Origin of the sequence: Halopseudomonas nanhaiensis, from assembly GCF_020025155.1 — a bacterium.
In the GTDB taxonomy this organism is placed as follows: domain Bacteria; phylum Pseudomonadota; class Gammaproteobacteria; order Pseudomonadales; family Pseudomonadaceae; genus Halopseudomonas; species Halopseudomonas nanhaiensis.
In genome coordinates this window covers 2,420,727-2,446,119 of sequence record NZ_CP073751.1, presented here as the reverse complement: position 1 = coordinate 2,446,119, position 25,393 = coordinate 2,420,727, and the positions used below count along the sequence as shown (strand labels likewise).

Here is a 25,393-nt window from a genome sequence, read left to right as displayed (position 1 = left end):
AAGGAATCGTGCTGGGGGTCATGGTCGGTGCCGAGTTGTTCGGCGGCTCGGCATGGGCCCAGGCCCTGCCCCCGGGGCAGGTCGATCCCGGGCTGGTGCGTGATCAGATTGAGGAGCAGCAGAGACAGCGAGTCATCGAGAATCGTGCCCGGCGCATCGAGGTGCCGGCGCTCCGCGGCGAGCAGCCGGCAGAAGGCGATGCGCTGCCGTCGGAAAGTCCTGAGTTCGAACTGGAGAGCATCTCGTTCAATGCCTCGACGTTCCTCGAGAAGGCCGAGCTCCAGGCGGTTGCCGAGCGATATGTAGGTCGGCCGATAACCTTTGCCGATCTGAATGAGCTGGTTCGCACCATCAACAGCCAGTACAGCGAAGCGGGACAGCTGACCGCGCGAGCGATCATTCCGCCGCAGTCGTTGGAGAACGGCATCCTGCGTATCGTCCTGGTCGAATCGAAAGTTGACGGTGTGCAGTTCTCGGGCGAGCGCAGGGTTCGCGACGCCTTCTACCGCCAGCGTTTGCAACTTGAAGAAGGTGCCACGCTTGATAGCCCTATGCTTATCGAGTCGATCCGCCGCTTCAATGCCACGACTCCTGGCCCGCAGCTCAGCGCGGGACTTGCTCCCGGCGAGCGCTTCGGCACGACCCGGGTGGACATCGAAGCGTTCGAGCCGGACCCCTGGGCCTGGTCGCTGTTCGTCAACAACTACGGTAATGAAAGTACGGGTCGTGAGCAGTACGGCGGCACACTGAACTGGTTTTCACCTACCGGCGTGGCAGACAATCTGGGGGTGATGCTGGTCGCCACCCGCGGCACTCAGTACTACAACCTGCGGTACTCGCGACCGGTAAACCGCAGCAATGGTGTCGCCTGGGTCGAGGCTGGCGCAAACAGCCTGCAGATCGAACGTGGTCCGTTGGCCGATCTGAACATCGAGGGTGATTCGACCAACTATGGGCTGGGCTATGACCACCCGTGGCAGCTGTCGGAAAAGTGGCTGCTGTTGGGCGGGGTGGCCTATACATTCCAGAATTCCGAGACGACAATCGAAGGCGTTCCGCTGAGTGAAGTCGATATTCAGGAAGCCGTACTGAGCGGTCGCTTCGAGTACCGCGCGGCGCCCTGGTATGTCAGATACGAGCAGCGCGTGCGTCAGGCTGCGACTGACAACAAGGTCACCGGCGACAGTGGCAGCTTCACTCTGCTTGATGGTGATACCTACGCGGCACGGCCGCTGGGAGAGCGCTTCGAGCTGGTCGGCAAGTTGGGCTGGCAGTACGCGACCAAGGACGACGAGCTGCCGTCGGCCCTGCTCAAGCAGTTCGGCGGATTGAGCAATATGCGCGGCTACGACCCGGGCATCATAGCCGCCCCGTGGGGAGCGCATGTTTCTCTGGAAACGCATTGGAATATCAGCAAACGCTGGCGTCCCTATGTGTTTCTCGATTACGGACGCGCCATGCAGCTGGGCAGCGAGGATGTCGATCTAGCCAGCGCCGGACTCGGGCTGAACATGCAGTGGGGCAAGCATGTATCAGCCAATCTCATTGCGGCCGCGGCAATGGAAGAGGTGGTACCAGATCAGGACAGCGGCCAGGCGATGCTACAGATCGTCATTCGCTAGAAATCATCAAAGTGTTTTGGAGAAAAAAGGATGTCAACGCTGCTGCTGTACAAGGAAATCAAGGCACTCAATCGCGACGAGCACAAGTCGCTGAAGCTGAAGACTACCGGCGATTGCCGTTTCGCCGAGTCGACACATATCGTTCCCCTGGCTGGCCTGGAATTCTTTCAGGCGGCACGTGCGTATCCGATCGTCTTCGTCGGCGAGGGCGAGAGCACCAGCCCGATCGCTCTGCTCGGGCTCAAGGAAGGCCAGAATAGCTACCTGCAGAAAGATGGTCAGTGGCAGGCCAACACTTATGTACCGGCCTTTATTCGCCGCTATCCGTTCGTGCTGGCGCAGGGCGAAGACGAGCAGTTCACCGTCTGTTTCGATGAGGCCTACCGGGGCTGGAACAGCGAAGAAGGCCGCGAGTTGTTTACCGAGGCGGGCGAAAACAGCGATTATCTGAACGAGATGATTCAGTTCCTGCAGAACTTCACCGCTGAGATGCAGCGTACCCGGCAGTTCGTTGCAACCCTAATCGAACTGGATCTGTTGGCACCGCGCACCCTGAAGCTGGCCCATGCCAGTGGTGAGACCTTCATGCTGCGCGACTTCCTTGCCGTGGATGAGGAAAAGTTTTTGCAGCTGGCGGAAGACAAGGTTCTTTCGCTGCATCGGCAGGGCTTTCTGGGCTGGATCTACGCCCATCTGATGTCACTCGGTAACGCCAATCAACTGTTCGAGCATTACCTGGAATCCAAAACCAGCGCCTCGACCAGGCACTGATAGTCGACAAGGAGCCGAGCCCTGCGTTCGGCTCCTGAATCGGGTCAGACCATCACCCGGTTCCGTCCGGACTGCTTGGCCAGGTACATCAACTTGTCACAGCGGTCGATGAGGTCGCGGCTGGTCTCTTCAGGCTGGCGCATGACCGCACCCAGGCTTACCGTCATGCATATCGGCTGACCATCAATTTCAAACTGCATCGCTTCGATCGCGCGACGGATGCGTTCTGCAACGATGCGCGCTGAAGCAAGATCGGTATTGTTGAGCAATACCACGAATTCCTCCCCTCCCAGCCGGAACAGACTGTCGACCGCCCGGAGACAGTCGTGCGTGCAGCTTGCCATCGCCTTCAAAGCCTCATCGCCGTAGGCGTGGCCGAAGCGATCATTGATCTGCTTGAAATGATCGATGTCGACAACAAGCAGCGATAGTGGCGTGCGGTGCCGAATGGATAGCTGCACTTCCCGATCCAGAGCCTGGCTGAGCGCCAGGCGGTTGCCGGTATTGGTGAGCGTGTCGCTCAACGCGCTGCTCACCGCCTCGTGATACATCAGAGCATTGCGCAACGGATATAGCAGGCTGCCAATCAACGTCTCGAGACTCGCCAGCTGGACTTCACCAAAACGCTTCTGGCGGCTGAACTGCAGGTCACCGAGATACTCGCCGGCGTGGGTAATGCGATAACTGCAACGGTGCGTGGCACTCTGACCGTAGCGGAGATGAAAGCGCCGGCCATCATTGCGATACTCCATGCCGTCCACGGCCAGACAGCGAGCCAGCTCCTGGTGGAAGATGTCCAACAGACGATCAAGCTCCAGCGTGGTCTGCAGTAATTGCGTCAGACGTTGCAGGACGGCGGCTACCGGCACAGGCCGCGATACGGCCCGCTTCGGCGGCGCAGCCGCAGAGTTGGCCTGGCTCAGCTTGAGCCTGGCGGAGTCGAAGTCGATAGTATTGCCCTGGATTGATGACATCACGGGTGTCCTTGACGTGAAGCAGCGAATGGCGATACCTCTGCAGGTTGTGTGCCATCACGGGCAAGGCTATTTAATTCAGAGGGTTACGGCGGTTCGAAGGCGTGTGAACCAAGGAGGGCGGCAAGATCTTGCCGCCTGCTGGAGGGCCGTTGCGACGTTCAGCGCTGCCGCGTCAGATTATGGGCGCCCCTGTTGCGCATCCAGCGCCTGTCCGTTCACCGAGGCGCTTTCAGGACCCAGTAGATACAGGAAAGCCGGAGTGATCTCTGCGGGTTCAGGGTTCTTCTCCGGCGGCTCACCAGGGTAGGCCTTGGCTCGCATGGCCGTCCGTGTGGCACCGGGGTTGATGCTGTTGACGCGTATGGCACTGGTGCCATCCTGTTCGTCCGCCAGTACCTGCATGAATCCCTCGAGTGCGAACTTGCTTACTGCATACGGGCCCCAGTAGGCACGGCCCTTGCGGCCAACCGTGGACGACACGCAGACAATTGACGCGTCACTCGCAGCACGCAATAGCGGCATCATCGCCTTGGTCAGCATGAACGGGGCGTTGACGTTTACCTGCATGAGCTGCAACCAGGCGTCGGTCTTGACGTTGTCGAGCATCGTTCGCGGGCCCAGCAACGCGGCGTTGTGCACGAGCCCGTGAAGTTTGCCGAATGTCTCGAACAGCTGGTCGGCCAGATCGTCATAGTCCTTTTCGACCGCCGTCTCGAGATTCAGTGGGCAGATGGCGGGTTGAGGATGACCGTTAGCCTCGATCTGGTCATACACTTCTTCAAGCTTGGCGAGCGTCTTTCCCAGCAAAACCACCGTTGCGCCATGGGCCGCGCAACTCAGCGCGCAGGCTCGACCGATTCCATCTCCGGCTCCCGTAATCAGAATTACCCGACCCTTGAGCACGTCTGCGGGCGCTGAATATTCGAACATTTGCTACTTCTCCTTGAGGCGCTGTTCCAGCCACGGCCGAAGATCGGCGGCGCTGGTGACACTGTGCGACGCTTCCCACAGGGCGGGGTCGTCGCCGATCGGCAAATAGCCATACAACGCAGCGACGGTCGGCATGCCGGCGGCGCGTCCGGCCTGAATGTCGCGCAGATGATCACCAATGAAAACCGAGTGTTTCGGTTCGACCCGCATCGCACTGCATGCCTTGAGTACCGGCTCCGGGTGGGGCTTGCTCATGGTCACCTGATCGGGACAGACCAGCGCGCTGCAGCGCCGTGCCAGGCCCATCTCTTCCATGAGCGGCATGCTGAATCGGCTTAGCTTGTTGGTGACAACGCCCCACGGCAACTGTTGATCGTCCAGCCAGTCGAGGAGCGGGGAAATACCCGGGAAGGGCCGGGTGAACAGCGCCAGGTCAGCTTCATAGCGATTCAGAAAGTCGTCGCGCAGCTCGTCAAAACCGGGTTGATCCGGGCGGATGTCGAACGCTGCGCAGATCATCCCCACGGAGCCATTGGACACGGCAGGCCGCACCCGCTCCGGATCGACTGCGCAAAGCCCGCGATCGGCCCGCATTGCCTGGATGATGGCCATGAAGTCACCGGCAGTATCGAGCAGGGTGCCATCCAGGTCGAACAGGACGCTGGTGAGCATGATCAGACTCCGCGCTGGCAGTGAATCATGTAGTTCACGTCAACGTCGGGAGCCAGCTTGTATTGACGCGTCAGCGGGTTGTACGTCAGACCGGTAATGTCCTGCAGCGCCAGCCCGGCATCCCGGCTCCAGGAGCCGAGTTCGGCAGGGCGGATGAACTTGGCGAACTCATGTGTCCCCCGTGGCAGCATCCGCAGCACGTACTCCGCGCCGACAATGGCAAACAGGAACGCCTTGGGATTGCGATTGATGGTCGAGAAGAAGACATGGCCGCCGGGCTTGACCAGCTGCGCGCAGGCACGAATGACCGAGGATGGGTCAGGCACGTGCTCGAGCATCTCCAGGCAGGTCACGACATCGTATCGGCCGGCGTGCCGCTCTGCGAAGGCCTCGGCGGTGCTCTGTTCGTACTCCACCTCGACGCCTGATTCGAGCTGATGGAGGCGAGCGACCGCCAGTGGCGCTTCGCCCATGTCGATGCCGGTTACCTTCGCACCGCGCAGCGCCATCGCTTCGGCAAGGATGCCGCCGCCGCAGCCGATGTCCAGCACTTCCTTTCCGGCCAGCGGAGCGCGTTGATCGATCCAGTTGGTTCTCAGCGGATTGATCTCGTGCAACGGCTTGAACTCGCTATTGCGGTCCCACCAGCGGCTGGCCAGTGCTTCGAACTTGGCGATTTCTGCCCGATCGACGTTAATCGTCATGCTGATCCCCCTGTTTGATGTCTCGCGCCCATTCGCGGGCTTCGGCGAGGATGCCCGGCAGGTCCATGCCGAGCAGTTGTCCGTCCTTCACACGGGCCTTTCCGGCTACCCATACGTGGGACACCTGAGCCGCGGAAGCGCTGTACAGAATCTGCGATAACGGGTTGTATACCGGCTGCTGTGCGACGCCCGACAGGTCGATTGCCACGATATCGGCCGACTTCCCCGGCTCAAGCGAGCCGATCTCATCGCCCAGGCACAGCGCCCGCGCACCGCCCAGCGTGGCCATGTGCAGCGCGGTATGCGCATCCACGGCGGTAGGCTGTCCGGTGAGCCCCTTGGCCAGCAAGGCGGCGGTGCGCATCTCGCCAAGCATGTCCAGGTCGTTGTTGCTGGCTGCGCCATCGGTACCCAGCGCCACGTTGACACCTGCATCGAGCAGCCGCTGTACAGGGCAAAAGCCGCTTCCCAGTTTGAGGTTCGATTCCGGGCAATGGATGACGCTTACGCCTAATTCTCCCAGCATCGTCACGTCGTCATCGTTGACCTGGGTCATGTGCACGGCCTGCAGGCGCGGGGTCACCAGATTCAGCTGGTCGAGCCGCTGCAGTGGCCGCAGCCCGGTCTGGCGCACACCTTCCTCGACTTCGAATGCGGTCTCGTGAATATGCATCTGAATCGGCAGGTCCAGCTCGTCGGCAAGCGTGCGGATCCGGTTGAGCACCTCGTCGCCGACGGTGTAGGGCGCATGCGGGCCGAAGGCAACCTGCACCAGACCATTGTGCTTGACCTCGTCGTGCAGCCGCAGCCCCTTGCTGATCGCCTCGGCGCTGTCCTTGGCCCCGGGAATGGGATTGTCAATGATGGGGAAGGCTACCTGTGCGCGTATGCCGCTTTCCATGGCAACTCGTGCCGTTACCTCAGGAAAGAAATACATGTCGGCGAAACAGGTGGTGCCACCGCGGAGCATTTCGGCTATGGCCAGTGAAGCGCCGCAGCGCACGAAGGCTTCGTTGACCCATCGTGCTTCAGCAGGCCAGATGTGGTCGTTGAGCCAGCTCATCAGGGGCAGGTCGTCTGCCAGGCCGCGAAACAGGCTCATCGCCGCGTGGGTATGGGCGTTCACCAGGCCGGGTATCAGCACCTGCTCCCCAAGCTGCAAGCGTTTGTCGGCATTGATGTCGGCAGCGCTGGCCTGGCTTGGCAGGCCGACGATGCGGCCCTGGTGGATGGCCAGGCAGTGGTCCTCGAGAATCACCCCGGCAGGTACCACGGGCACGATCCAGCGCGCCTCGATCAACATGTCGATGCGTTCAGGTAGCGCAGTCATCGGTAATTCGCTCTGTTTCATAGCCGCGCAGTATAGCGCCGGGCCTGCTGGCATGCAGTCACAATTCATTACGGAAGCAGTCAGGAGCGGTATACTGCCGGTTTGCTTCTGGAGTCCGGTATGCAGCCTCAACAACAGCTCGTCGCAGAACCTCAGGTGCGGGCCATCGAATGGCGGGGGGACTCGCTGCGCCTGATCGATCAACGTCTGCTCCCGGGTGAAGAAAGCTATGTCGACTGTTCAGATGCAGCCGAGGTGGCCGAGGCGATCCATGTGATGGCTGTGCGCGGAGCGTCCGCAGTCGGCATCGCCGCTGCTTACGGCATCGCGCTCGCGGCGCGGCGGCTGGGTGAGGCAGAGGACTGGAGCAAGGCTCTGGAGGCGGATTTCACCCTGCTCGCGGCCACGCGTCCCGCCACGATGCACCTGTCATGGGCGCTGCGCATGATGCGCGAGCGCCTTCAGCGGCTGCTCCCCGGTGCGGATGTCCCGGCCGAGCTCGCTCGTGCGGCGGTGTCGATACATGAGAGCGACCTGGAAGCCAATCGCACCATGGGCAAGCTCGGCATGCAGCTGATCCGCCGGCATCACAAGACACGTCAGCGATTGCTCACGCACTGCAACGCAGGTGCCCTGGCCTCCGGAGGCTATGGCACTGCGCTCGGAGTGGTGCGTGCGGCGCACGATGCCGGGCTGGTCGAGCAGGTCTATGTCGATGAGACGCGTCCATGGTTGCAGGGTGCACGTCTGACCGCCTGGGAGCTGGCGCGAGAGGGCATTCCGGCGGTGCTGAATGTCGACGCCGCAGCAGGCCATCTGATGAAAACGATGGATATCACCTGGGTCATTGTCGGCGCAGAGCGCATCGCGGCGAACGGAGACGTGATAGCCAGGATAGGCACCTACGCGCTATCGATCCTGGCCATGCATCACGGGCTGCGTTTCATGGTTGTCGCGCCCAGTTCGGCGATCGACCCGGCGCTCGAGGTCGGGGATGATGCCCAGCTTGACGAAGGCGATTCCGACGACGTGCTGATCGTCGGCAATCGTCGGCTCGACGCCGGTGTGCCGGCCTTCAATCCCGCCTTCGACGTCACACCTGCGGATCTGATCGACGCCATCGTGACCGAGCGCGGCATTGTCGAGCGCCCTGATGCGCGAAAGCTCGCTGATCTGGTCAGTCATCGCCATCTGCACTGACCGGACCGTGCTTGTTCTGCACTCGCCCTGGTCCCGCTTCCACCTGTCATGCGGCTCCCTGCACAGCACTCTGTGTGGTATGATTTCCGGCTTTGACCGAGCCTCTGCCACGGGGCCGCATGCGCCGCACTAACGCTAGGGGCAGCGTCAGGTTGCCGACAATAAAAGGAATGCCGTTTCATGGGTGAACTGGCCAAAGAAATCCTTCCAGTCAATATCGAAGATGAACTGAAGCAGTCGTACCTCGACTACGCCATGAGCGTCATCGTCGGCCGCGCGCTGCCCGATGTGCGTGACGGTCTGAAGCCGGTTCACCGTCGTGTTCTGTTCGCCATGAGCGAGCTGAACAACGACTGGAACAAGCCATACAAGAAGTCCGCGCGTGTCGTCGGCGACGTGATCGGTAAATATCACCCGCACGGCGACTCTGCCGTATACGACACCATCGTCCGTATGGCGCAGCCGTTTTCACTGCGCTATCTGCTGGTCGATGGTCAGGGCAACTTCGGCTCGGTCGATGGCGACAACGCCGCGGCGATGCGTTACACCGAAATCCGCATGACCAAGCTCGCCCATGAGCTGCTGGCGGATCTGGACAAGGAAACCGTCGACTGGGTGCCCAACTATGACGGCACCGAGCAGATCCCGGCGGTCCTGCCCACCAAGGTGCCGAATCTGCTGGTCAACGGGTCCAGCGGTATCGCGGTGGGTATGGCGACGAACATTCCGCCGCACAACCTGACCGAAGTCATCAGCGGCTGTCTGGCGCTGATCAAGAATCCGGACATGACCATCGACGAGTTGATGGAGCACATCCCGGGTCCGGACTTCCCGACCGCGGGCATCATCAACGGCCGCGCGGGCATCGTCGAAGCCTACAAGACCGGCCGTGGCCGGATCTATGTACGAGCGCGCTGCGAAATCGAAGACATCGACAAGGTCGGTGGTCGCCAGCAGATCATCATCAGCGAGCTGCCGTATCAGTTGAACAAGGCTCGCCTGATCGAGAAGATCGCCGAGCTGGTCAAGGAAAAGAAGCTCGAAGGCATCAGCGAGCTGCGTGACGAGTCCGACAAGGATGGCATGCGCGTGGTCATCGAGCTGCGTCGGGGCGAAGTCGCCGAGGTGGTGCTGAACAATCTGTACGCGCAGACGCAGATGCAGAACGTCTTCGGCATCAATATCGTCGGCCTGCTCGACGGCCAGCCGAAAATCCTCAATCTGAAAGAATTGCTCGATGCATTCATTCGTCACCGCCGCGAAGTGGTTACCCGCCGCACGGTGTACGAGCTGCGCAAGGCGCGCGAACGCGGTCACATTCTCGAAGGGCAGGCGGTCGCCCTGTCGAATATCGACCCGGTCATCGAGCTGATCAAGCAGTCGCCGACTCCAGCGGAAGCCAAGGAGCGTCTGATCGCCCACGCCTGGGAGCCAGGCGCGGTGGTCGAGATGGTCGAGCGCGCCGGCGCCGAATCCTGCCGCCCGGACGGTCTGGCCGAACAGTTCGGGCTGCGCGAGGGCAAGTACTACCTGTCGCCCGAACAGGCCCAGGCCATTCTGGAACTGCGACTGCACCGTCTGACTGGCCTCGAGCACGAGAAACTGCTGACCGAGTATCAGGAAATTCTGGTGCAGATCGGCGAGCTGCTGCGCATCCTCAACAGCCAGGAGCGGCTGATGGAGGTCATCGTTGAAGAGCTCGAGCAGATTCGGGACAACTACGGTGATGCACGGCGCACCGAGATCGTCGCGTCGCGCCTGGATTTGAGTCTGGCGGACCTGATCACCGAAGAAGATCGCGTGGTGACCATTTCTCATGGCGGTTACGCCAAGAGCCAGCGCCTTGCCGACTATCAGGCCCAGCGCCGGGGTGGCCGTGGCAAGGCGGCGACCGGCGTCAAGGACGAGGACTATGTCTCGCATCTGCTGGTCGCCAACAGCCACACCACGCTGTTGCTGTTCTCCAGCAAGGGCAAGGTCTACTGGCTGAAAACCTACGAAATTCCCGAAGCTTCGCGTACCGCGCGTGGTCGTCCATTGGTCAACCTGCTGCCGCTGTCCGAAGGCGAGCGCATTACTACCATGTTGCCGGTGGATATCGACGCGCTGATCAAGCAGGCCGAAGAAGAGGGCACTGCCGGCGACGAGACGGATGCAGCCTCGGTCGTGCTTGAGGTGGAAAGCGAGGAGGGCGACGACACGGTCGCGCCGATCGAGAAGACCCGCGGTCCCTTCGTATTCATGGCCACGGCATGCGGCACGGTGAAGAAGACGCCGCTGAAGGAGTTCGCCTTCCAGCTGCAGAAGGGCAAGATCGCCATTCGTCTGAGCGAAGGCGATGAGCTGGTCAAGGTTGCCCTGACTGACGGAAACAGTGATGTTCTGCTGTTCGCCTCCAACGGCAAGGCGGCGCGTTTCGACGAGGCCAAGGTTCGCTCGATGGGTCGTACTGCAGCCGGTGTGCGCGGCATTCGGCTGGCGGAAGAGGCTCGCGTGGTGTCGCTGATCGTCGCTGCGGAGGGCACCAGCGAAGGCGAAATCCTGCTGGCCACCGAGCGCGGCTTCGGCAAGCGGACGCCGCTGGAAGAGTTCACCAAGAAAGGTCGTGGCACCCAGGGCATCATCGCGGTGATGACCAACGAGCGTAATGGCAATCTGGTCGGTGCGGCACAGGTACTCGAGAACGAAGAGATCATGCTGATTTCCGACCAGGGTACGCTGGTTCGTACCCGGGTTTCCGAGGTGCGCGTGATGGGGCGCAACACGCAGGGCGTGACGCTGATAAAGCTGGCTCCGAGCGAGAAGCTGGTCGGCCTTGAGCGTGTGCAGGAGCCATCGGAGCTGGAAGAGGGTGACGTGATCGAGATGGTCGGCGAGCTTGACGAGGGCGCGCCGGCATTGGGTGATGAAGATATTGTCGACGGCGGCGACGAGACGCCTGCGGCCGACGACCGGGATCAGGAGTAATTCTGACGTGAGCAACCGACTGTTCAATTTCTGTGCAGGTCCGGCGGCGTTGCCGGAGCCTGTGCTCCAGCGGGCTCAGGCGGACCTGCTGGACTGGCAGGGAAAGGGCTTGTCCGTGATGGAAATGAGCCATCGCAGCGACGAGTTCGTCGGTATCGCCGAGCAGGCGGAACAGGACCTGCGTGATCTGTTGACGATACCTTCCGACTACAAGGTGCTCTTCCTGCAGGGCGGGGCCAGTCAGCAGTTCGCTCAGATTCCGCTGAACATCATGCCCGAGGGCGGAAGCGCGGACTATATCGACACTGGCATCTGGTCTGCCAAGGCAATCGAGGAGGCGTCCCGCTATGGGCACGTCAATATCGCCGCATCGGCGAGGTCGACCGACTACTTCGCGATTCCCGGGCAGAATGACTGGCAGCTGTCCGACAAGGCCAGCTATGTCCATTACACGCCGAACGAAACCATTGGCGGTCTCGAGTTCGGCTGGATTCCTGAGGTAGACAAGCCGCTGGTTGCAGATATGTCGTCGACCATTCTGTCGCGTCCGCTGGACGTGTCGAAGTTCGGCCTCATCTATGCGGGCGCGCAGAAAAACATCGGTCCCAGCGGGCTGGTGGTGGTCATCGTGCAGGAAGATCTGCTGGGCGACGCGCGCGCCAGTTGCCCGACCATGCTCGATTACAGCGTGGCGGCCAAAAACGGCTCCATGTACAACACCCCGCCAACCTTCGCCTGGTATCTGTCGGGCCTGATCTTCCAGTGGCTGAAGGAGCAGGGCGGCCTCGAGGCGATGGAACGGGTCAATCAGGCCAAGCAGCGCAAGCTGTATGCCGCTATCGACGCCAGCGGGTTGTACAGCAATCCGATCAATATCGCCGATCGTTCCTGGATGAATATCCCGTTCCGGCTGGCTGATGATCGCCTGGACAAGCCATTTCTTGCCGGAGCCGAACAGCGGGGCCTGCTGAACCTGAAAGGTCATCGTTCAGTTGGTGGCATGCGTGCCTCGATCTACAACGCGGTGCCGGAGAGCGCAGTCGATGCTCTGATCGACTACATGACCGAATTCGAAAAGCAGCACGGTTGATCATCATGTCAGACGAAGCTCAACTCAAGGCCCTGCGCAATCGCATTGACTCGATCGATGAACGGATCATGGAGTTGATCAGCGAGCGCGCGGCCTGCGCTCAGACTGTGGCCCAGGTGAAGCAGAAGTCACTGCCGGAGGGCACCAAGCCCGTGTTCTACCGGCCGGAGCGCGAAGCCTGGGTGCTCAAGCACATCATGGAGCTGAACAAGGGCCCGCTGGACAACGAAGAAATGGCGCGTCTGTTCCGCGAGATCATGTCCGCCTGCCTGGCGCTTGAGGAGCCCCTGCGTGTGGCGTATCTCGGTCCTGAAGGCACATTCACCCAGGCAGCTGCGATCAAGCATTTCGGGCACTCTGTCATCAGCGTCCCGATGGCGGCTATCGACGAGATTTTCCGTGAAGTGGCAGCAGGTGCCGTACAGTTCGGCGTGGTTCCGGTGGAGAACTCTACCGAAGGTGCCATCAACCACACGCTGGACAGCTTTCTCGAACACGACATGGTGATCTGCGGCGAGGTGGAGCTGCGCATTCATCACCACCTGCTGGTCGGTGAGAACACCAAGACCGACAAGATTTCGCGGGTGTACTCGCACGCGCAGTCTCTGGCCCAATGCCGGAAATGGCTGGACGCGCATTACCCCAACGTCGAGCGTGTTGCAGTCAGCAGCAATGCCGATGCCGCGCGCCGGGTAAAGGGCGAGTGGAATTCGGCGGCGATTGCCGGCGACATGGCATGTGAACTGTACGGGCTGACCAAGATTGCCGAAAAGATCGAGGATCGTCCGGACAACTCCACGCGCTTTCTGATCATCGGCAGTCAGTCCGTGCCCCCGACTGGCGACGACAAGACCTCGATCATCGTGTCGATGCGCAACAAGCCGGGTGCATTGCACTCGCTGCTACAGCCTTTTCACACCAATGGCATCGACCTCTCGCGGATCGAAACGCGGCCGTCCCGAAGCGGCAAGTGGACGTACGTGTTCTTCATCGATTTCTTTGGCCACCACGCCGACCCGTTGATCAAGGATGTACTGGAAAAGATCAACGAGGAGTCGGTGGCGCTGAAGGTGCTCGGGTCCTATCCGAAAGCGGTTCTCTGAAACGCCGCCTCAAGCCATGGGTGACATGCTGCAACAGACAGCCAACGTCGCTTGTGGCTTGAAGCTTTTAGCTTGAGGCTTGTGTAATGAGTTGTGATTTTCTCGCCCTGGCCCAGCCGGGCGTTCAGAAGCTATCCCCCTACGTTCCCGGCAAACCGGTTGAGGAACTGGCGCGCGAGTTGGGTCTGAATCCGTCAGACATCGTCAAGCTCGCGAGCAATGAAAACCCGCTCGGCCCGAGCCCGCTGGCGGTCCAGGCCATCCAGGCTGCGCTGCCTGAGCTCACGCGCTATCCCGACGGCAACGGCTTCGCGCTGAAACAGGCACTGTCCGAGCGTTTTGACGTCCCTCCGGCGATGATTACGCTGGGGAACGGCTCGAACGATATTCTCGAACTGATCACCCGTGCCTTTGTCGGCCCTCAGCATGAGGTGGTGTTCAGTGAGCACGCCTTCGCCGTCTATCCGATCGTGACTCAGGCCGTTGGGGCCAAAGCGATCGTCGTGCCAGCAAAAAACTGGGGGCACGACCTGTCCGCAATGGCCGATGCGCTCACGCCTGCCACGCGGCTGGTGTTCATTGCCAACCCGAACAATCCGACGGGTACCTGGATCAGCCGTGGCGATCTCGAAGCGTTTCTGGAGCGCGTGCCTGAAAACGTCATAGTGGTGCTGGACGAGGCATACACCGAGTACGTCGAAGCCAGCGATATGCCGAGCGGGCTCGACTATGTCTCCAGCCGTCCGAATCTACTGGTCTCGCGCACCTTTTCCAAAGCCTATGGCCTGGCGGCGCTGCGCGTCGGATACGCCATAAGCGACCCGGCTATTGCCGATGCCATGAATCGGGTCAGGCAGCCGTTCAATGTCAACAGTCTGGCACTGGCTGCGGCGGTGGCTGCGCTGGGAGATGTCAACTATCTTGGCGAAAGCCGTGTCGTCAATCGGCAGGGAATGCTGCAGCTGGAAGCCGGCCTCGCCGACATGGGACTGGACTGGATTCCATCGCGCGGCAACTTCATCGCCGTCGATCTGCGGCGCGAGGCGGCTCCTGTGTTTCAGGCGCTGCTGCGCGAGGGTGTAATCGTGCGTCCCGTGGCCAACTACGGTATGCCGAACCATCTGCGCGTCACGATAGGCCTGAAGAACGAGAATCAGCGCTTCCTCGACGCGCTGGCCAGGGTACTTGCCAGTGTCTGACGTAAGCGCACTGTCACGCTCGAACGCCATAATCGGCCGTCTGGCCGTGGTAGGCCTGGGTCTGATTGGTGGCTCCTTCGCCAAGGGGCTGCGAGAAAGCGGGCTGTGCGGCGAAATTGTCGGGTGCGATCCAGACCCGCTGACGCGACGCCTGGCTCAGCCGCTGGGTGTGGTCGACCGAATGGCGGCGACCCTCGAGGAGGCGGTGCATGAAGCGGACGTGATCATGCTTGCCGTCCCGGTTCTGGCCATGGAGAGTGTGCTGTCGCATCTCGCCAAGCTTGATCTGGGGTCTGCGGTGATCTCCGACGTTGGCAGCACCAAGGGGGCGGTCGTCCGCGCTGTAGAGCAGGCATTCGGCGACGTGCCCGCGCTGTTTGTGCCCGGGCATCCCATAGCTGGCTCGGAGAAGAGTGGCATCGAGGCGGCGCGAGGCACTCTGTTCGGTCGGCACAAGGTCATTCTTACGCCGCTTGAACACACCAGTGATCAGGCGGTCGCACTCATCACGCGTTTGTGGCGTTCATTGGACGCCGATGTCGAGCTGATGACTGTCGAGGACCATGACGAGGTGCTTGCCGCGACCAGCCACCTGCCGCATCTGTTGGCGTTTTCGCTTGTCGATACGCTGGCCGCGCGCAGTGAAAACATGGAGATATTTCGTTACGCGGCGGGCGGCTTTCGCGATTTCACCCGCATCGCGGCGAGTGATCCGGTGATGTGGAGAGACGTCTTCATGGCTAATCGCGATGCGGTACTGCGCAGCCTCGACGCCTTCACTCGCGATCTGACGCGGTTGCGCGAAGCTGTCGCCGAGCGGGACGCCAACGCGCTGCTGGGCGTCTTTACCCGCGCCAAGTCGGCGCGAGAACATTTCAGTACGATACTGGCCAAAAGAGCCTATATGGAACCTATGCAGACTCAATCGATCCGTTTCATTGCCAGTCCGGGTGGCCGCGTGCAGGGCTCCGCCCGGGTTCCCGGTGACAAGTCCATCTCCCATCGCTCGATCATGCTGGGTTCGCTGGCCGAGGGTGTCACCGAGGTCGAAGGCTTCCTGGAGGGCGAAGACAGCCTTGCGACTCTCCAGGCTTTCCGTGACATGGGCGTGGTGATTGAAGGTCCGCACCAGGGTCGAGTGACGATCAATGGAGTCGGCCTGCATGGGCTGCAGGCGCCGCCCGGGCCACTGTATGTGGGCAACTCCGGCACATCGATGAGGCTGTTATCCGGTTTGCTGGCTGCGCAGGCCTTTGACACTACTCTTACTGGCGACACATCGCTGTCCAAAAGGCCCATGGCACGTATTGCCAAGCCTCTGCGGGAAATGGGTGCCGAGATCGACACGGCCGCGGAGGGGCGACCGCCACTACGCATCAAGGGTGGGCACAAGCTGATGGGCATGGACTACGTGATGCCGATGGCCAGTGCCCAGGTCAAGTCCTGCATGCTCCTTGCAGGGCTCTACGCCGCCGGCAGCACCTCGGTCACCGAGCCAGCGCCGACGCGTGACCACACCGAACGAATGCTTCGCGGTTTCGGCTACCCGGTGCGCGTAGACGGTGCGACGGTGACCATCGAGCCCGGTCACACGCTCACGGCCTGCAAGATCGACGTGCCTGCAGATATTTCCTCTGCGGCCTTCTTCATGGTCGCTGCAAGCATCGCCGAAGGCTCCGACCTTCTGCTGGAACATGTCGGCATCAATCCCACCCGTATAGGCGTCATCAACATCCTGCGTGCGATGGGGGCGGACCTGACGCTGCAGAACGAGCGGGAGGTCGGCGGAGAGCCGGTCGCCGACGTGCGTATCCGTCATGCACCGCTCAAAGGCATCGATATCCCGCTGGATCAGGTGCCGCTGGCCATCGATGAGTTCCCGGTACTGTTCATCGCCGCCGCATGCGCCGAAGGACGTACCATCCTTCGCGGCGCGGAAGAGTTGCGCGTCAAGGAGTCGGACCGCATCCAGGTCATGGCTGACGGGCTCCAGACTTTGGGTGTTCGCGCCGAGGCGACCGCCGACGGAATCATCATTGACGGTGGAGTCATTCATGGCGGCAAGGTGGACAGCCACGGAGATCACCGCATCGCGATGTCATTCAGCGTTGCCTCGCTGCGCGCGCAGGGCGACATCGTCATCACCGACTGTGCCAACGTCGCAACATCGTTCCCTGACTTCGTCGGACTGGCTCAGTCCGTCGGTATCCAGGTGCGGATGGAGGAGAGCGAATGATTCAACAGACTGTGCCGGTCATCACCATCGACGGGCCCGGTGGATCGGGCAAGGGCACCATCGCCGGATTGCTGGCCAGGCGTTTGGGCTGGAATCTGCTCGATTCCGGCGCGCTCTATCGCCTGCTGGCGTTTGCCGCCCGCAACCACGGCGTGGATTACACCAATGAAGAAACGTTGACGCGGCTGGCGGCGCACCTGGATGTTCAGTTCGTGGCGGGCGAAGGCAGCGAGCAGCACATCGTCCTGGAAGGTGAGGACGTGACCCGCGCTATCCGCGGCGAAGAAGTCGGTGCCGGTGCCTCACAGGTCGCCGCGCTGCCTGCCGTTCGCGCCGCGCTGCTGGAGAGGCAGCGTGCGTTCCGCGAGGCTCCTGGACTGGTCGCGGATGGTCGCGACATGGGTACGGTGGTGTTCGCCGATGCCCAGCTGAAAGTGTATCTGACCGCCAGCTCGCAGGAACGCGCCGAACGGCGCCACAAGCAGTTGCTGCAGAAGGGTCAACCTGCTAGTCTGGCGAGTCTTCTTGATGAGATTGTTGCTCGAGATGAGCGGGATATGAACCGTGCTGTTGCGCCCCTGAGGCCCGCAGACGATGCGATTCTGATCGACTCCACCAGCATGAACATCGAAGAAGTCCTAGAACGTGTCCACGCAGAAGCGCTCAAGCGCGATCTGGTGGGCTAAGTAGTCCCCCACCGGGTAACCAGCGCACCGGCGGGGGTGTTTTGCATAATCAACCCACGCAAGCTGGTAGCGTGGCGGGCAAGTTGGCTGCAGGGCGCGCGATTTAGCGGCCAGGCGGTTGCTGCCTCTTTACTTTTTTACAGGAATCCAAATGAGCGAAAGCTTTGCCGAACTTTTTGAAGAAAGCCTGAAAACCCTTGATATGGAGCCAGGCTCCATCATCACCGGTATCGTTGTGGACATCGACTCTGACTGGGTCACCGTTCACGCCGGCCTGAAATCCGAGGGTGTCATCCCACGTGAGCAGTTCCTTAACGATCAGGGCGAGCTCACGATCAATGTGGGTGATGAGGTACACGTTGCACTGGACGCCGTAGAAGACGGTTTTGGTGAAACCAAGCTCTCCCGTGAGAAGGCCAAGCGCGCCGAATCCTGGAAGGTCCTCGAAGCAGCTTTCGCCGCAGAAGAAATCGTCAAGGGTGTCATCAACGGCAAGGTCAAGGGTGGCTTTACCGTCGACGTCAACACCATCCGCGCGTTCCTGCCGGGTTCGCTGGTCGATGTCCGCCCTGTGCGCGACACCACCCACCTGGAAGGCAAGGAACTCGAATTCAAGGTCATCAAGCTCGACCAGAAGCGCAACAACGTTGTCGTTTCCCGTCGCGCAGTACTCGAAGCCGAGAACAGCGCCGAGCGTGAAGCCCTGCTGGAAACTCTGCAGGAAGGCCAGGTCGTCAAGGGTATCGTCAAGAACCTCACCGATTACGGCGCGTTCGTCGACCTGGGCGGCGTAGATGGCCTGCTGCACATCACCGACATGGCCTGGAAGCGCATCAAGCATCCTTCCGAAATCGTCAACGTTGGTGACGAGATCGACGTCAAGGTCCTGAAGTTCGACCGCGAGCGCAACCGCGTATCGCTGGGCCTGAAGCAGCTGGGCGAAGATCCATGGGTCGCTATCACCGGTCGCTATCCGGAAGGCACCCGCGTCAATGCCAAGGTCACCAACCTCACCGACTACGGCTGCTTCGCCGAGCTGGAAGAGGGTGTGGAAGGCCTGGTACACGTGTCCGAAATGGACTGGACCAACAAGAACATCCATCCGTCGAAGGTCGTACAGGTCGGCGATGAAGTGGAAGTCATGGTTCTGGACATCGACGAAGATCGTCGTCGTATCTCCCTGGGCATCAAGCAGTGCAAGATGAACCCGTGGGAAGAGTTCTCCAGCAAGTTCAACAAGGGCGACAAGATCTCCGGCTCGATCAAGTCGATCACCGATTTCGGTATCTTCATTGGTCTGGACGGCGGCATCGACGGTCTGGTTCACCTGTCCGACATCTCCTGGAACGAGACTGGCGAAGAAGCAGTACGCCGTTTCAAGAAGGGCGACGAGATCGAAACCGTCATCTTGTCGGTCGATCCGGAGCGCGAGCGTATCTCCCTGGGCGTCAAGCAGCTGGAAGACGATCCGTTCTCCAACTTCGTTTCGCTGAACGAGAAGGGCACCATCGTTACCGGTACCGTCAAGGAAGTTGACGCCAAAGGTGCTGTAATCACTCTGGGCGACGACATCGAAGGCACGTTGAAAGCTTCCGAAATCAGCCGTGACCGCGTGGAAGACGCGCGTAACGCACTGAACGTCGGCGACGAAGTCGAAGCCAAGATCATCAGCGTTGACCGCAAGAGCCGCGTCATCAGCCTGTCGATCAAGGCCAAGGATGTGGAAGACGAGAAGGAAGCCATTCAGGGTCTGCGTCAGCAGGAAATGGCTGCCGCTGGTCCGACCACTATCGGCGACCTGATCAAGCAGCAGATGGAGAACAAGGGCAACTGATAGACGCCTTTGTCCTTCTGAAAAGGGCGACTTCGGTCGCCCTTTTTTGTGCCTGGATGAAAGAGCACGGCGTGCGTATCTGGCTGTCAATTGCGCGCGGCGTGGCTCAAGCGGCGGCGTTGCGGCCTCGCTTCCCGCTCGAAGCCGGATGCCTGTGGCCTGAACTCGGTTGCTTGCGGATGTCAAGCGTGGTAAAACCGAACGAAACGGATCTAGCCGCTTGAAAAAAAAGGAAAAACCATGACCAAGTCGGAGTTGATCGAGCGCATAGTGGAGCAACAGGGGCAGTTATCGGCCAAGGACGTCGAGCTGGCTATCAAAACCATGCTCGAACACATGTCCCAGGCGCTAGCCACCGGCGAGCGAATCGAAATACGCGGGTTTGGCAGCTTTTCTCTGCATTATCGAGCGCCGCGTGTCGGTCGCAATCCCAAAACCGGCGATGCCGTCGAGCTCGAAGGTAAATACGTTCCGCATTTCAAGCCGGGCAAGGAACTGCGCGACCGGGTTAACGAGTCTTTGGAAAACGCCTGACCTGGCAACACGCCGCAGGGCGGCTGCGCTATACTCCAGATCAATTGACAGATTGGAGTGCTCTAATGCAATGGTTGAAGCGCGCTGCGCTGGTCATCGTCCTTCTGATCGTGGCTCTGGCGACGCTGGATTTCATGCTTGAAAACCAGAAAGAAGTCACCCTGCAATTCCTCGAAGCTCAATCGCCCGCACTGCCTCTTTCGCTGTTCATCGTCGTTGCGTTCATTCTCGGTAGTCTGCTGGGTATTTTTGTCGGCTGGCTGATCACCACAAGGCTGCGACTTCGGTTGCGGGCCCAGAACAACGAGCTCAATCGCTACCGTAAGGAAATCGACAACCTGCGGACCCAGGCAATTCAAGGCTGATCCATGCAGGAACTGTTGTTCCTCGCCCTGTTCGTGGTGGCCCTTGCAATTGGATGGTTGCTCGGCCGCCGCGAAGCGATCAAGGTCGGCTTCCTGGTCAAACCCCATGGTAGTGCTCTTGATCGCCAGTATTTCATCGGCTTGAACTATCTACTCAACGAACAACCCGATGAGGCCATCGAAACCTTTATCCGCGCGCTCGAGGTCAATCCCGAGACAGTCGAAACGCACATCGCGATCGGCAAGCTCTTCTGTCAGCGGGGCGATGTGGAGCGCGCGATCAAAGTGCATCAGAACCTTCTTGCGCGCCCTAACCTGACACGCGAGCAGGGCGATCGGGTTCAGTTCGAGCTTGCCCGGGACTATCTCGCGGTCGGCCTGCACAACCGGGCTCAGCGATTGCTGGAAGAGCTGATCGAGGCAAAATCGCCTCTGCGCGCCGAGGCCCTGGCTGACCTGGTACGAATCTACGAGCGTGAACGGGACTGGTCAAACGCCGTTGAAGTAGGCCGCAAGCTGGTCAAGGAGCGCCCGGCCTTTGCCGTGACACTGGCGCACTACCATTGCGAGATCGCTCAGGCCGCGCTGCGGCGGGACGAGATACAGGTTGCGCGTCGACATCTCAAGGACGCACTGGCGTCGCACCGGGCCTGCACGCGCGCGATGATCATGCTGGCTGAACTCGAGCAGGGCCAGGATAACCCGATAGAAGTGGCGCATTGGTTGGAGCAACTCGCCGAACATGATGGCGATCTGGTCCCCCAGGTCTTGCCGCTCGCACGACGCTGCGCGGATAATGGCGCCCTAGATCTGAGCGCTTATCTGGACGGCGTTATCGGCGAGAGTGATCCCCCGCAGGTGGAAACAATTCTGGCGCGTGCGGACCAGTACCAACGCGAGCAGGGCGTTATCGAAGCGAGCAGATACGTCGTAGCCAACATACAGCAGCAGCCGTCCTTGCACGGTTTGCGATATCTGATCGATTTGCATAGCGACCAGGTAGGCTCTCGCGGTCGCGAAAATCTGTTGATTCTCCGCGGTGTGGTCGAGGGATTATTGCAGGACAAGCATCAGTACCGTTGCCAGGCTTGCGGCTTCTCGGGACGCCGTCTTCACTGGCAATGCCCAACCTGCCACGGTTGGTCCACAATCCGGCCGATAAAGACGCCGGTCCCGGTTGCCGCTGGCAAGCCGGAGCACCTCTAGACAGGAAAGAAGTATGCCGTTTGAAAGCCCCATTATCGTCGCATTGGATTATCCCGATGCTGAGTCAGCCCTCGCGCTCGCCGACCGTCTGAATCCGCAGCGCTGCAGGGTGAAGGTGGGCAAGGAATTGTTCACAGCCAGTGGGCCATCAGTGGTTGAGGCGTTGCAGTACAAGGGCTTTGAAGTATTTCTCGATCTCAAATTCCACGACATCCCGCACACCACCTCAAGCGCCGTGAAGGCTGCTGCCGAGTTGGGCGTGTGGATGGTCAACGTGCATGCGAGCGGCGGTCGCAGCATGATGGAGGCCTGTCGCGAGCTGCTGGAGCGTTACCCAGGCAATAGGCCGCTGCTGACGGCAGTCACTGTTCTGACCAGCCTTGAGCAGAGCGACCTGCAGGAAATCGGCCTGGATATCGAGCCGATGGTGCAGGTACAGCGCCTGGCACGGCTGACTCAGGAATGCGGTCTGGACGGTGTGGTCTGTTCGGCACGCGAAGCGCGGGCTCTGCGAAGCGCTCTGGGCGACAACTTTCTGCTGGTAACGCCCGGAATACGCCCGGCGGAAGCGCATGCTGACGATCAGAAGCGCATCGTGACGCCGGCGCAAGCCCTCGAGCATGGCAGCTCATACCTCGTCATAGGTCGGCCCATCACGCGTTCGGATGACCCGGCCGCTGCGCTGGAAGCTATACTGGCGTCCTGCTAGGGATGTGGGTGTCGACTTTCTCGGATCGCATCTGATCGTTTGACGTTGACGGCCCTTCCGCAGAAACGGGAAGGGCCTGCGTACTCAACTCATCTGTGACTGCTGATAATTCTCGATACCGATCTTGTCAATCAGGCTGAGTTGCGTTTCCAGCCAGTCGACATGCTCTTCTTCCGACTCGAGAATCTTCTCCAGAAGCTCGCGACTGCCATAATCTCCGACGCTCTCGCAGTAGGCGATGGCGACCTTGAGGTCAGGGATACCCTTCAATTCCAGTCGCAGGTCGCACTCGAGTATTTCGCGCGTGTTCTCACCAATCAGCAGTTTGCCAAGATCCTGCAGGTTGGGAAGGCCTTCCAGAAACAGAATGCGCTTGGTGAGCAGATCGGCATGCTTCATCTCGTCGATCGACTCGTGATACTCGTGATCGCCGAGCTTGTCGAGACCCCAGTCCTGCAGCATGCGCGCGTGCAGAAAGTACTGGTTGATGGCAACCAGCTCATTGCCGAGGATGGTGTTCAGATGCTGGATGACCGTTCTGTCGCCTTTCATGACTGCAATCCTCAAGATGCGATTTCAATCGCTCAGTGTGGTCTCGAGGTGGGTGCGTGTCAAATGCGTGAGAGCGGGTAAGTGTCTGATGAGAAAGGATTAATAACGATTATCACTAATGGGAGAAAGCTAAGCTGCCACCCACTGCTGTGGCATGGCCGTCGTGTGGCTGCTGCTCACGGCGCTTTCGGCGAGCAGGGACTTGCAATCACGCCCGCACTTTCCGCATTGATTGGCTACATCCAGGGCAGCGCGCAAGTCGCGCATGCTGCAGGCGCCGTCAGCGATAGCATCGCGAATCTGATGATCGGTCACGCCCTTGCAAAGACAGATGTACATGCAGCCTCCCGGAGGAAAACGTCGGTGATGGCTGCATCGTAGTGGGAATGAGAATGGTTGTCAAAGCGTTTCAGCTTAAAAAACGTCGTCCAGGATCGCTTCGATGATACCGGTCGCGACGGCGACCAGAATCAGGTCACGGCCAGCCTGACGCCATTCGTAGCCGGGATATTGTGGAAGTCGACCGCTCAGACCGGGGTCGAGCTTCTTGGCTATGCCAGGCGGCAGGGGCTTGCCTCGCTGCAGGTTCTTCTGAATGCCCGGGGGCAGCGTCCGGACCGAGCTGTTTGCGGATAGTCCGTATTCACGTAGCACTTCCCTGATGACCGATTCGGTAACCGAAGGCGACTCGCGGTGATGCCCCTTCGCGCTCTCGCGATGATGACCCTTTCCGGGCTTGTCATGCGGCGGTTGCGCTTGCACAGCGAGGCAGACCGAGACCGTCAGCAGTGCGAGCGTAGCGCGACCCAGTGATTGTTTGGCCATGGTGGTTCTCCTTCAGGCTATATGGCCGCCAAGGTGACGTGCCCGCGATGATCATAGCCGAAGCGCCACGCCAGCACACCATGGTCTTGCGAACGGTTGTGAACGCGTTCCCGGTTCGGGCGATGGATGGATAATCAGTCTGAATAATCGATATGAGCTGGCTTGATAATGTCTGCAGGCCGCGCCCGGTCTGGTTCGCTCACGCAGTAGAGGGAGGCACTTCAGAAGGTGTGTAACAGCGTGTGTGCCCGGCCCGTGAGAGCGCTTGTAAAGCGCTTGCCCTGCAATAGAATCGATGTGCACCTCGCCAACGCAACAGCGCAGTGCCAGCTTTAGGAAGAGACGCAATAACTACAACAAGGCAAGCCCTGCGGGAGCTTGCACGGTTCTCAGCGGGGAGAGAAGCATGAGTCAGTCCGGCGTTCTTAAGCGCTCCACCATTCTTATCCACGGTTCAGTGGGTATGCCCCTTGCCATCATCGGCTATCCATTGGTCGTGTACCTGCCACCGTTCTATGCACAGGAAGTAGGGTTGAACATGGCGCTCATGGCCATGGTACTGGTGATCGCGCGCATCTCGGATGTCATCACCGACCCCCTCATCGGCACGCTGAGCGATCGCTGGCAGACGCGTATCGGTCGACGCAAGCCCTGGTTGCTGATGGGTGTCCCGCTGATGTTGGCAGGGACGGTCATGATCTTCATGCCGCCGCTCGGCGTTGGTGTCGGCCATCTGCTGTTATGGACCGTCATCATGTATCTCGGCTGGACGATGGTCACGCTGCCTTACGGGGCCTGGGGGGCCGAGTTGTCTCCCGAGTACCACCAGCGCAGCAGGGTCACCGCTTCGCGGGAAGGTTTCGTCCTGGTAGGCCTGTTCTTGGCGGCGCTGGCACCTGCGATCGTTCAGAGCCTCGGTAAGCGCTATCAGGCGGGGGACACCGACGGCGCCATGATGAATTTTGCGGTCTGGTTGCTGGGGCGCGACGGCGAGCTGGGTATCGGCTACGGCCCCATTCTCGCGGCCATGGCCTGGCTGTTGCTGATCCTGCTGCCGCTGACCGTGTTCATGGTCGTTACCATGGTCAAGGAAGCTCCGCCCAAGTCGGTGCAGCGCACCGAGTGGAAACAGGGTCTGCGCGTCCTGAAGAATAACGGACCGTTCAAGCGCATGATGCTGATGCTGCTTATCATCGTGACGGGCGAATCCTTTCGCAATGCGTTATCGGTGTTCTTCATGCAGCACGTGCTGCAGATCCAGTCTTACATCGGGATGATGTACCTGCTGTATTTCGGCGTCGGGATTCTGGGCATTCCATTCTGGCTGATTCTCGGCCGCCGTATTGGCAAGCACCGCGCGTTCTGCGTCGCGGTGGGCATGTCCAGCGCAGCCATCCTCGGCATGTTCTTCCTGCAGGCAGGTCAGTTGGTACCATTCGCCATCATGTTCGCCCTGAAAGGTTTCTGTTTCGCTGCCTTCCAGTTCCTCCCGTTATCCATGCTCGCCGACATCGTTGACCTCGATACGGCGCGCAGCAAGGAGCATCGCACCGGACTGTTCTTCGCGATGTCAGGCATGGCTCACAAACTGGCGATGGCCATCGGTCTGGGGCTCTCGCTGGGATTGTTGTCACTGGTGGGCTTCGATGCCCAGGCAACGGTCCACACCGATCAGCAATTGTTGGCGTTGAGAGTGCTGTACATTCTGGGTCCTGTGGCGTTGTACATGACTGCGTTCGCCATTGCCTGGAAGTATCCGCTCACTTCCGAACGCCAGGAGCGCATCCATCAGTGGGTACTGCGCCGCAACGCACGCCTCGAGCTCGCCAGCGAGCGTCCCTGAACCTGAGCCGGCAGAGCGGCCGGCTCTTTGACTGAGCC

23 protein-coding genes are annotated in these 25,393 nt (G+C 60.4%); 15 read left to right on the top strand and 8 right to left on the bottom strand.

Going from position 1 to position 25,393, the window contains the following annotated elements; translation table 11 throughout:
* The first annotated feature begins 8 nt into the window (after positions 1 to 8).
* Both KEM63_RS11050 and KEM63_RS11045 read left to right on the top strand, forming a co-directional pair.
* Positions 9 to 1,622 carry a ShlB/FhaC/HecB family hemolysin secretion/activation protein gene (locus KEM63_RS11050; protein ID WP_223651630.1) on the top strand — a complete coding sequence of 538 codons (1,614 nt, stop codon included), beginning with the start codon at positions 9 to 11 and terminating at the stop codon, positions 1,620 to 1,622.
* Between the two features lie 30 nt (positions 1,623 to 1,652).
* Positions 1,653 to 2,393 carry a SapC family protein gene (locus tag KEM63_RS11045; protein WP_223651629.1) on the top strand — a complete coding sequence of 247 codons (741 nt, stop codon included), beginning with the start codon at positions 1,653 to 1,655 and terminating at the stop codon, positions 2,391 to 2,393.
* A 44-nt stretch (positions 2,394 to 2,437) separates the two neighbouring features.
* On the opposite strand, the gene KEM63_RS11040 is transcribed toward KEM63_RS11045, so the two are convergent.
* The 5 genes from KEM63_RS11040 to KEM63_RS11020 all read right to left on the bottom strand — a co-directional run bounded on the left by KEM63_RS11040 (position 2,438) and on the right by KEM63_RS11020 (position 7,006).
* Positions 2,438 to 3,367 carry a GGDEF domain-containing protein gene (locus KEM63_RS11040; protein WP_223651627.1) on the bottom strand — a complete coding sequence of 310 codons (930 nt, stop codon included), beginning with the start codon at positions 3,365 to 3,367 and terminating at the stop codon, positions 2,438 to 2,440.
* A 180-nt stretch (positions 3,368 to 3,547) separates the two neighbouring features.
* On the bottom strand, positions 3,548 to 4,300 hold the full coding sequence (locus tag KEM63_RS11035) for a YciK family oxidoreductase (RefSeq protein ID WP_223651624.1): 753 nt from the start codon (positions 4,298 to 4,300) through the stop codon (positions 3,548 to 3,550).
* A gap of 3 nt (positions 4,301 to 4,303) precedes the next feature.
* Positions 4,304 to 4,972, bottom strand: coding sequence for an HAD-IA family hydrolase (locus KEM63_RS11030; RefSeq protein WP_223651622.1), 669 nt, complete (start codon positions 4,970 to 4,972; stop codon positions 4,304 to 4,306).
* A gap of 2 nt (positions 4,973 to 4,974) precedes the next feature.
* A complete protein-coding gene (gene ubiG / locus KEM63_RS11025; RefSeq protein ID WP_223651620.1) occupies positions 4,975 to 5,676 on the bottom strand; it encodes a bifunctional 2-polyprenyl-6-hydroxyphenol methylase/3-demethylubiquinol 3-O-methyltransferase UbiG in 702 nt (233 codons plus the stop codon).
* Positions 5,666 to 7,006 (bottom strand): TRZ/ATZ family hydrolase, encoded by a 1,341-nt coding sequence (locus KEM63_RS11020; RefSeq protein WP_223651618.1) that lies wholly within the window; start codon positions 7,004 to 7,006, stop codon positions 5,666 to 5,668. Before KEM63_RS11020 ends, ubiG begins: the two co-directional genes overlap by 11 nt.
* 120 nt (positions 7,007 to 7,126) lie before the next feature.
* Between KEM63_RS11020 and mtnA the strand changes: the two genes are divergently transcribed.
* The 12 genes from mtnA (at position 7,127) to pyrF (ending at position 22,135) form a co-directional block, all read left to right on the top strand.
* On the top strand, positions 7,127 to 8,206 hold the full coding sequence (mtnA, locus tag KEM63_RS11015) for an S-methyl-5-thioribose-1-phosphate isomerase (RefSeq protein ID WP_223651616.1): 1,080 nt from the start codon (positions 7,127 to 7,129) through the stop codon (positions 8,204 to 8,206).
* Between the two features lie 180 nt (positions 8,207 to 8,386).
* A complete protein-coding gene (gyrA, locus tag KEM63_RS11010; RefSeq protein WP_223651614.1) occupies positions 8,387 to 11,173 on the top strand; it encodes a DNA gyrase subunit A in 2,787 nt (928 codons plus the stop codon).
* Positions 11,174 to 11,180: 7 nt separating this feature from the next.
* Complete coding sequence (gene serC / locus KEM63_RS11005) at positions 11,181 to 12,263, top strand: 3-phosphoserine/phosphohydroxythreonine transaminase (RefSeq protein ID WP_223651611.1); 1,083 nt, start codon at positions 11,181 to 11,183, stop codon at positions 12,261 to 12,263.
* Between the two features lie 5 nt (positions 12,264 to 12,268).
* The gene (gene pheA, locus KEM63_RS11000) at positions 12,269 to 13,366 is read left to right on the top strand and encodes a prephenate dehydratase (protein ID WP_223651610.1); all 1,098 of its coding nucleotides are present in this window, start codon (positions 12,269 to 12,271) and stop codon (positions 13,364 to 13,366) included.
* An 86-nt stretch (positions 13,367 to 13,452) separates the two neighbouring features.
* Entirely contained in the window at positions 13,453 to 14,565 is a 1,113-nt protein-coding gene (gene hisC, locus KEM63_RS10995; protein WP_223651608.1) for a histidinol-phosphate transaminase, read from the top strand.
* Positions 14,558 to 16,801, top strand: a complete 2,244-nt coding sequence (locus KEM63_RS10990) for a bifunctional prephenate dehydrogenase/3-phosphoshikimate 1-carboxyvinyltransferase (protein ID WP_223651606.1) — start codon at positions 14,558 to 14,560, stop codon at positions 16,799 to 16,801. The genes hisC and KEM63_RS10990 overlap by 8 nt, the downstream gene beginning before the upstream one ends.
* Complete coding sequence (cmk, locus tag KEM63_RS10985) at positions 16,801 to 17,487, top strand: (d)CMP kinase (RefSeq protein ID WP_223655862.1); 687 nt, start codon at positions 16,801 to 16,803, stop codon at positions 17,485 to 17,487. Before KEM63_RS10990 ends, cmk begins: the two co-directional genes overlap by 1 nt.
* 151 nt (positions 17,488 to 17,638) lie before the next feature.
* Complete coding sequence (gene rpsA / locus KEM63_RS10980) at positions 17,639 to 19,321, top strand: 30S ribosomal protein S1 (protein WP_093393568.1); 1,683 nt, start codon at positions 17,639 to 17,641, stop codon at positions 19,319 to 19,321.
* A gap of 240 nt (positions 19,322 to 19,561) precedes the next feature.
* On the top strand, positions 19,562 to 19,855 hold the full coding sequence (gene ihfB, locus KEM63_RS10975) for an integration host factor subunit beta (protein WP_083726708.1): 294 nt from the start codon (positions 19,562 to 19,564) through the stop codon (positions 19,853 to 19,855).
* Positions 19,856 to 19,920: 65 nt separating this feature from the next.
* Positions 19,921 to 20,220, top strand: a complete 300-nt coding sequence (locus KEM63_RS10970) for a lipopolysaccharide assembly protein LapA domain-containing protein (protein ID WP_223651604.1) — start codon at positions 19,921 to 19,923, stop codon at positions 20,218 to 20,220.
* A gap of 3 nt (positions 20,221 to 20,223) precedes the next feature.
* Entirely contained in the window at positions 20,224 to 21,426 is a 1,203-nt protein-coding gene (gene lapB, locus KEM63_RS10965) for a lipopolysaccharide assembly protein LapB (RefSeq protein ID WP_223651602.1), read from the top strand.
* 13 nt (positions 21,427 to 21,439) lie between these two features.
* Positions 21,440 to 22,135 carry an orotidine-5'-phosphate decarboxylase gene (gene pyrF, locus KEM63_RS10960; protein WP_223651600.1) on the top strand — a complete coding sequence of 232 codons (696 nt, stop codon included), beginning with the start codon at positions 21,440 to 21,442 and terminating at the stop codon, positions 22,133 to 22,135.
* Positions 22,136 to 22,219: 84 nt separating this feature from the next.
* On the opposite strand, the gene bfr is transcribed toward pyrF, so the two are convergent.
* The 3 genes from bfr to KEM63_RS10945 all read right to left on the bottom strand — a co-directional run bounded on the left by bfr (position 22,220) and on the right by KEM63_RS10945 (position 23,512).
* On the bottom strand, positions 22,220 to 22,687 hold the full coding sequence (gene bfr / locus KEM63_RS10955; protein ID WP_223651598.1) for a bacterioferritin: 468 nt from the start codon (positions 22,685 to 22,687) through the stop codon (positions 22,220 to 22,222).
* A 129-nt stretch (positions 22,688 to 22,816) separates the two neighbouring features.
* Positions 22,817 to 23,026: a bacterioferritin-associated ferredoxin gene (locus KEM63_RS10950; RefSeq protein WP_223651596.1), complete on the bottom strand. Its 210-nt coding sequence runs from the start codon at positions 23,024 to 23,026 to the stop codon at positions 22,817 to 22,819.
* Between the two features lie 75 nt (positions 23,027 to 23,101).
* The gene (locus KEM63_RS10945; RefSeq protein WP_223651593.1) at positions 23,102 to 23,512 is read right to left on the bottom strand and encodes an anti-virulence regulator CigR family protein; all 411 of its coding nucleotides are present in this window, start codon (positions 23,510 to 23,512) and stop codon (positions 23,102 to 23,104) included.
* A 406-nt stretch (positions 23,513 to 23,918) separates the two neighbouring features.
* On the opposite strand from KEM63_RS10945, the gene KEM63_RS10940 reads away from it, so the two are divergent.
* Positions 23,919 to 25,355, top strand: a complete 1,437-nt coding sequence (locus KEM63_RS10940; protein WP_223651591.1) for an MFS transporter — start codon at positions 23,919 to 23,921, stop codon at positions 25,353 to 25,355.
* Positions 25,356 to 25,393: the final 38 nt, after the last annotated feature.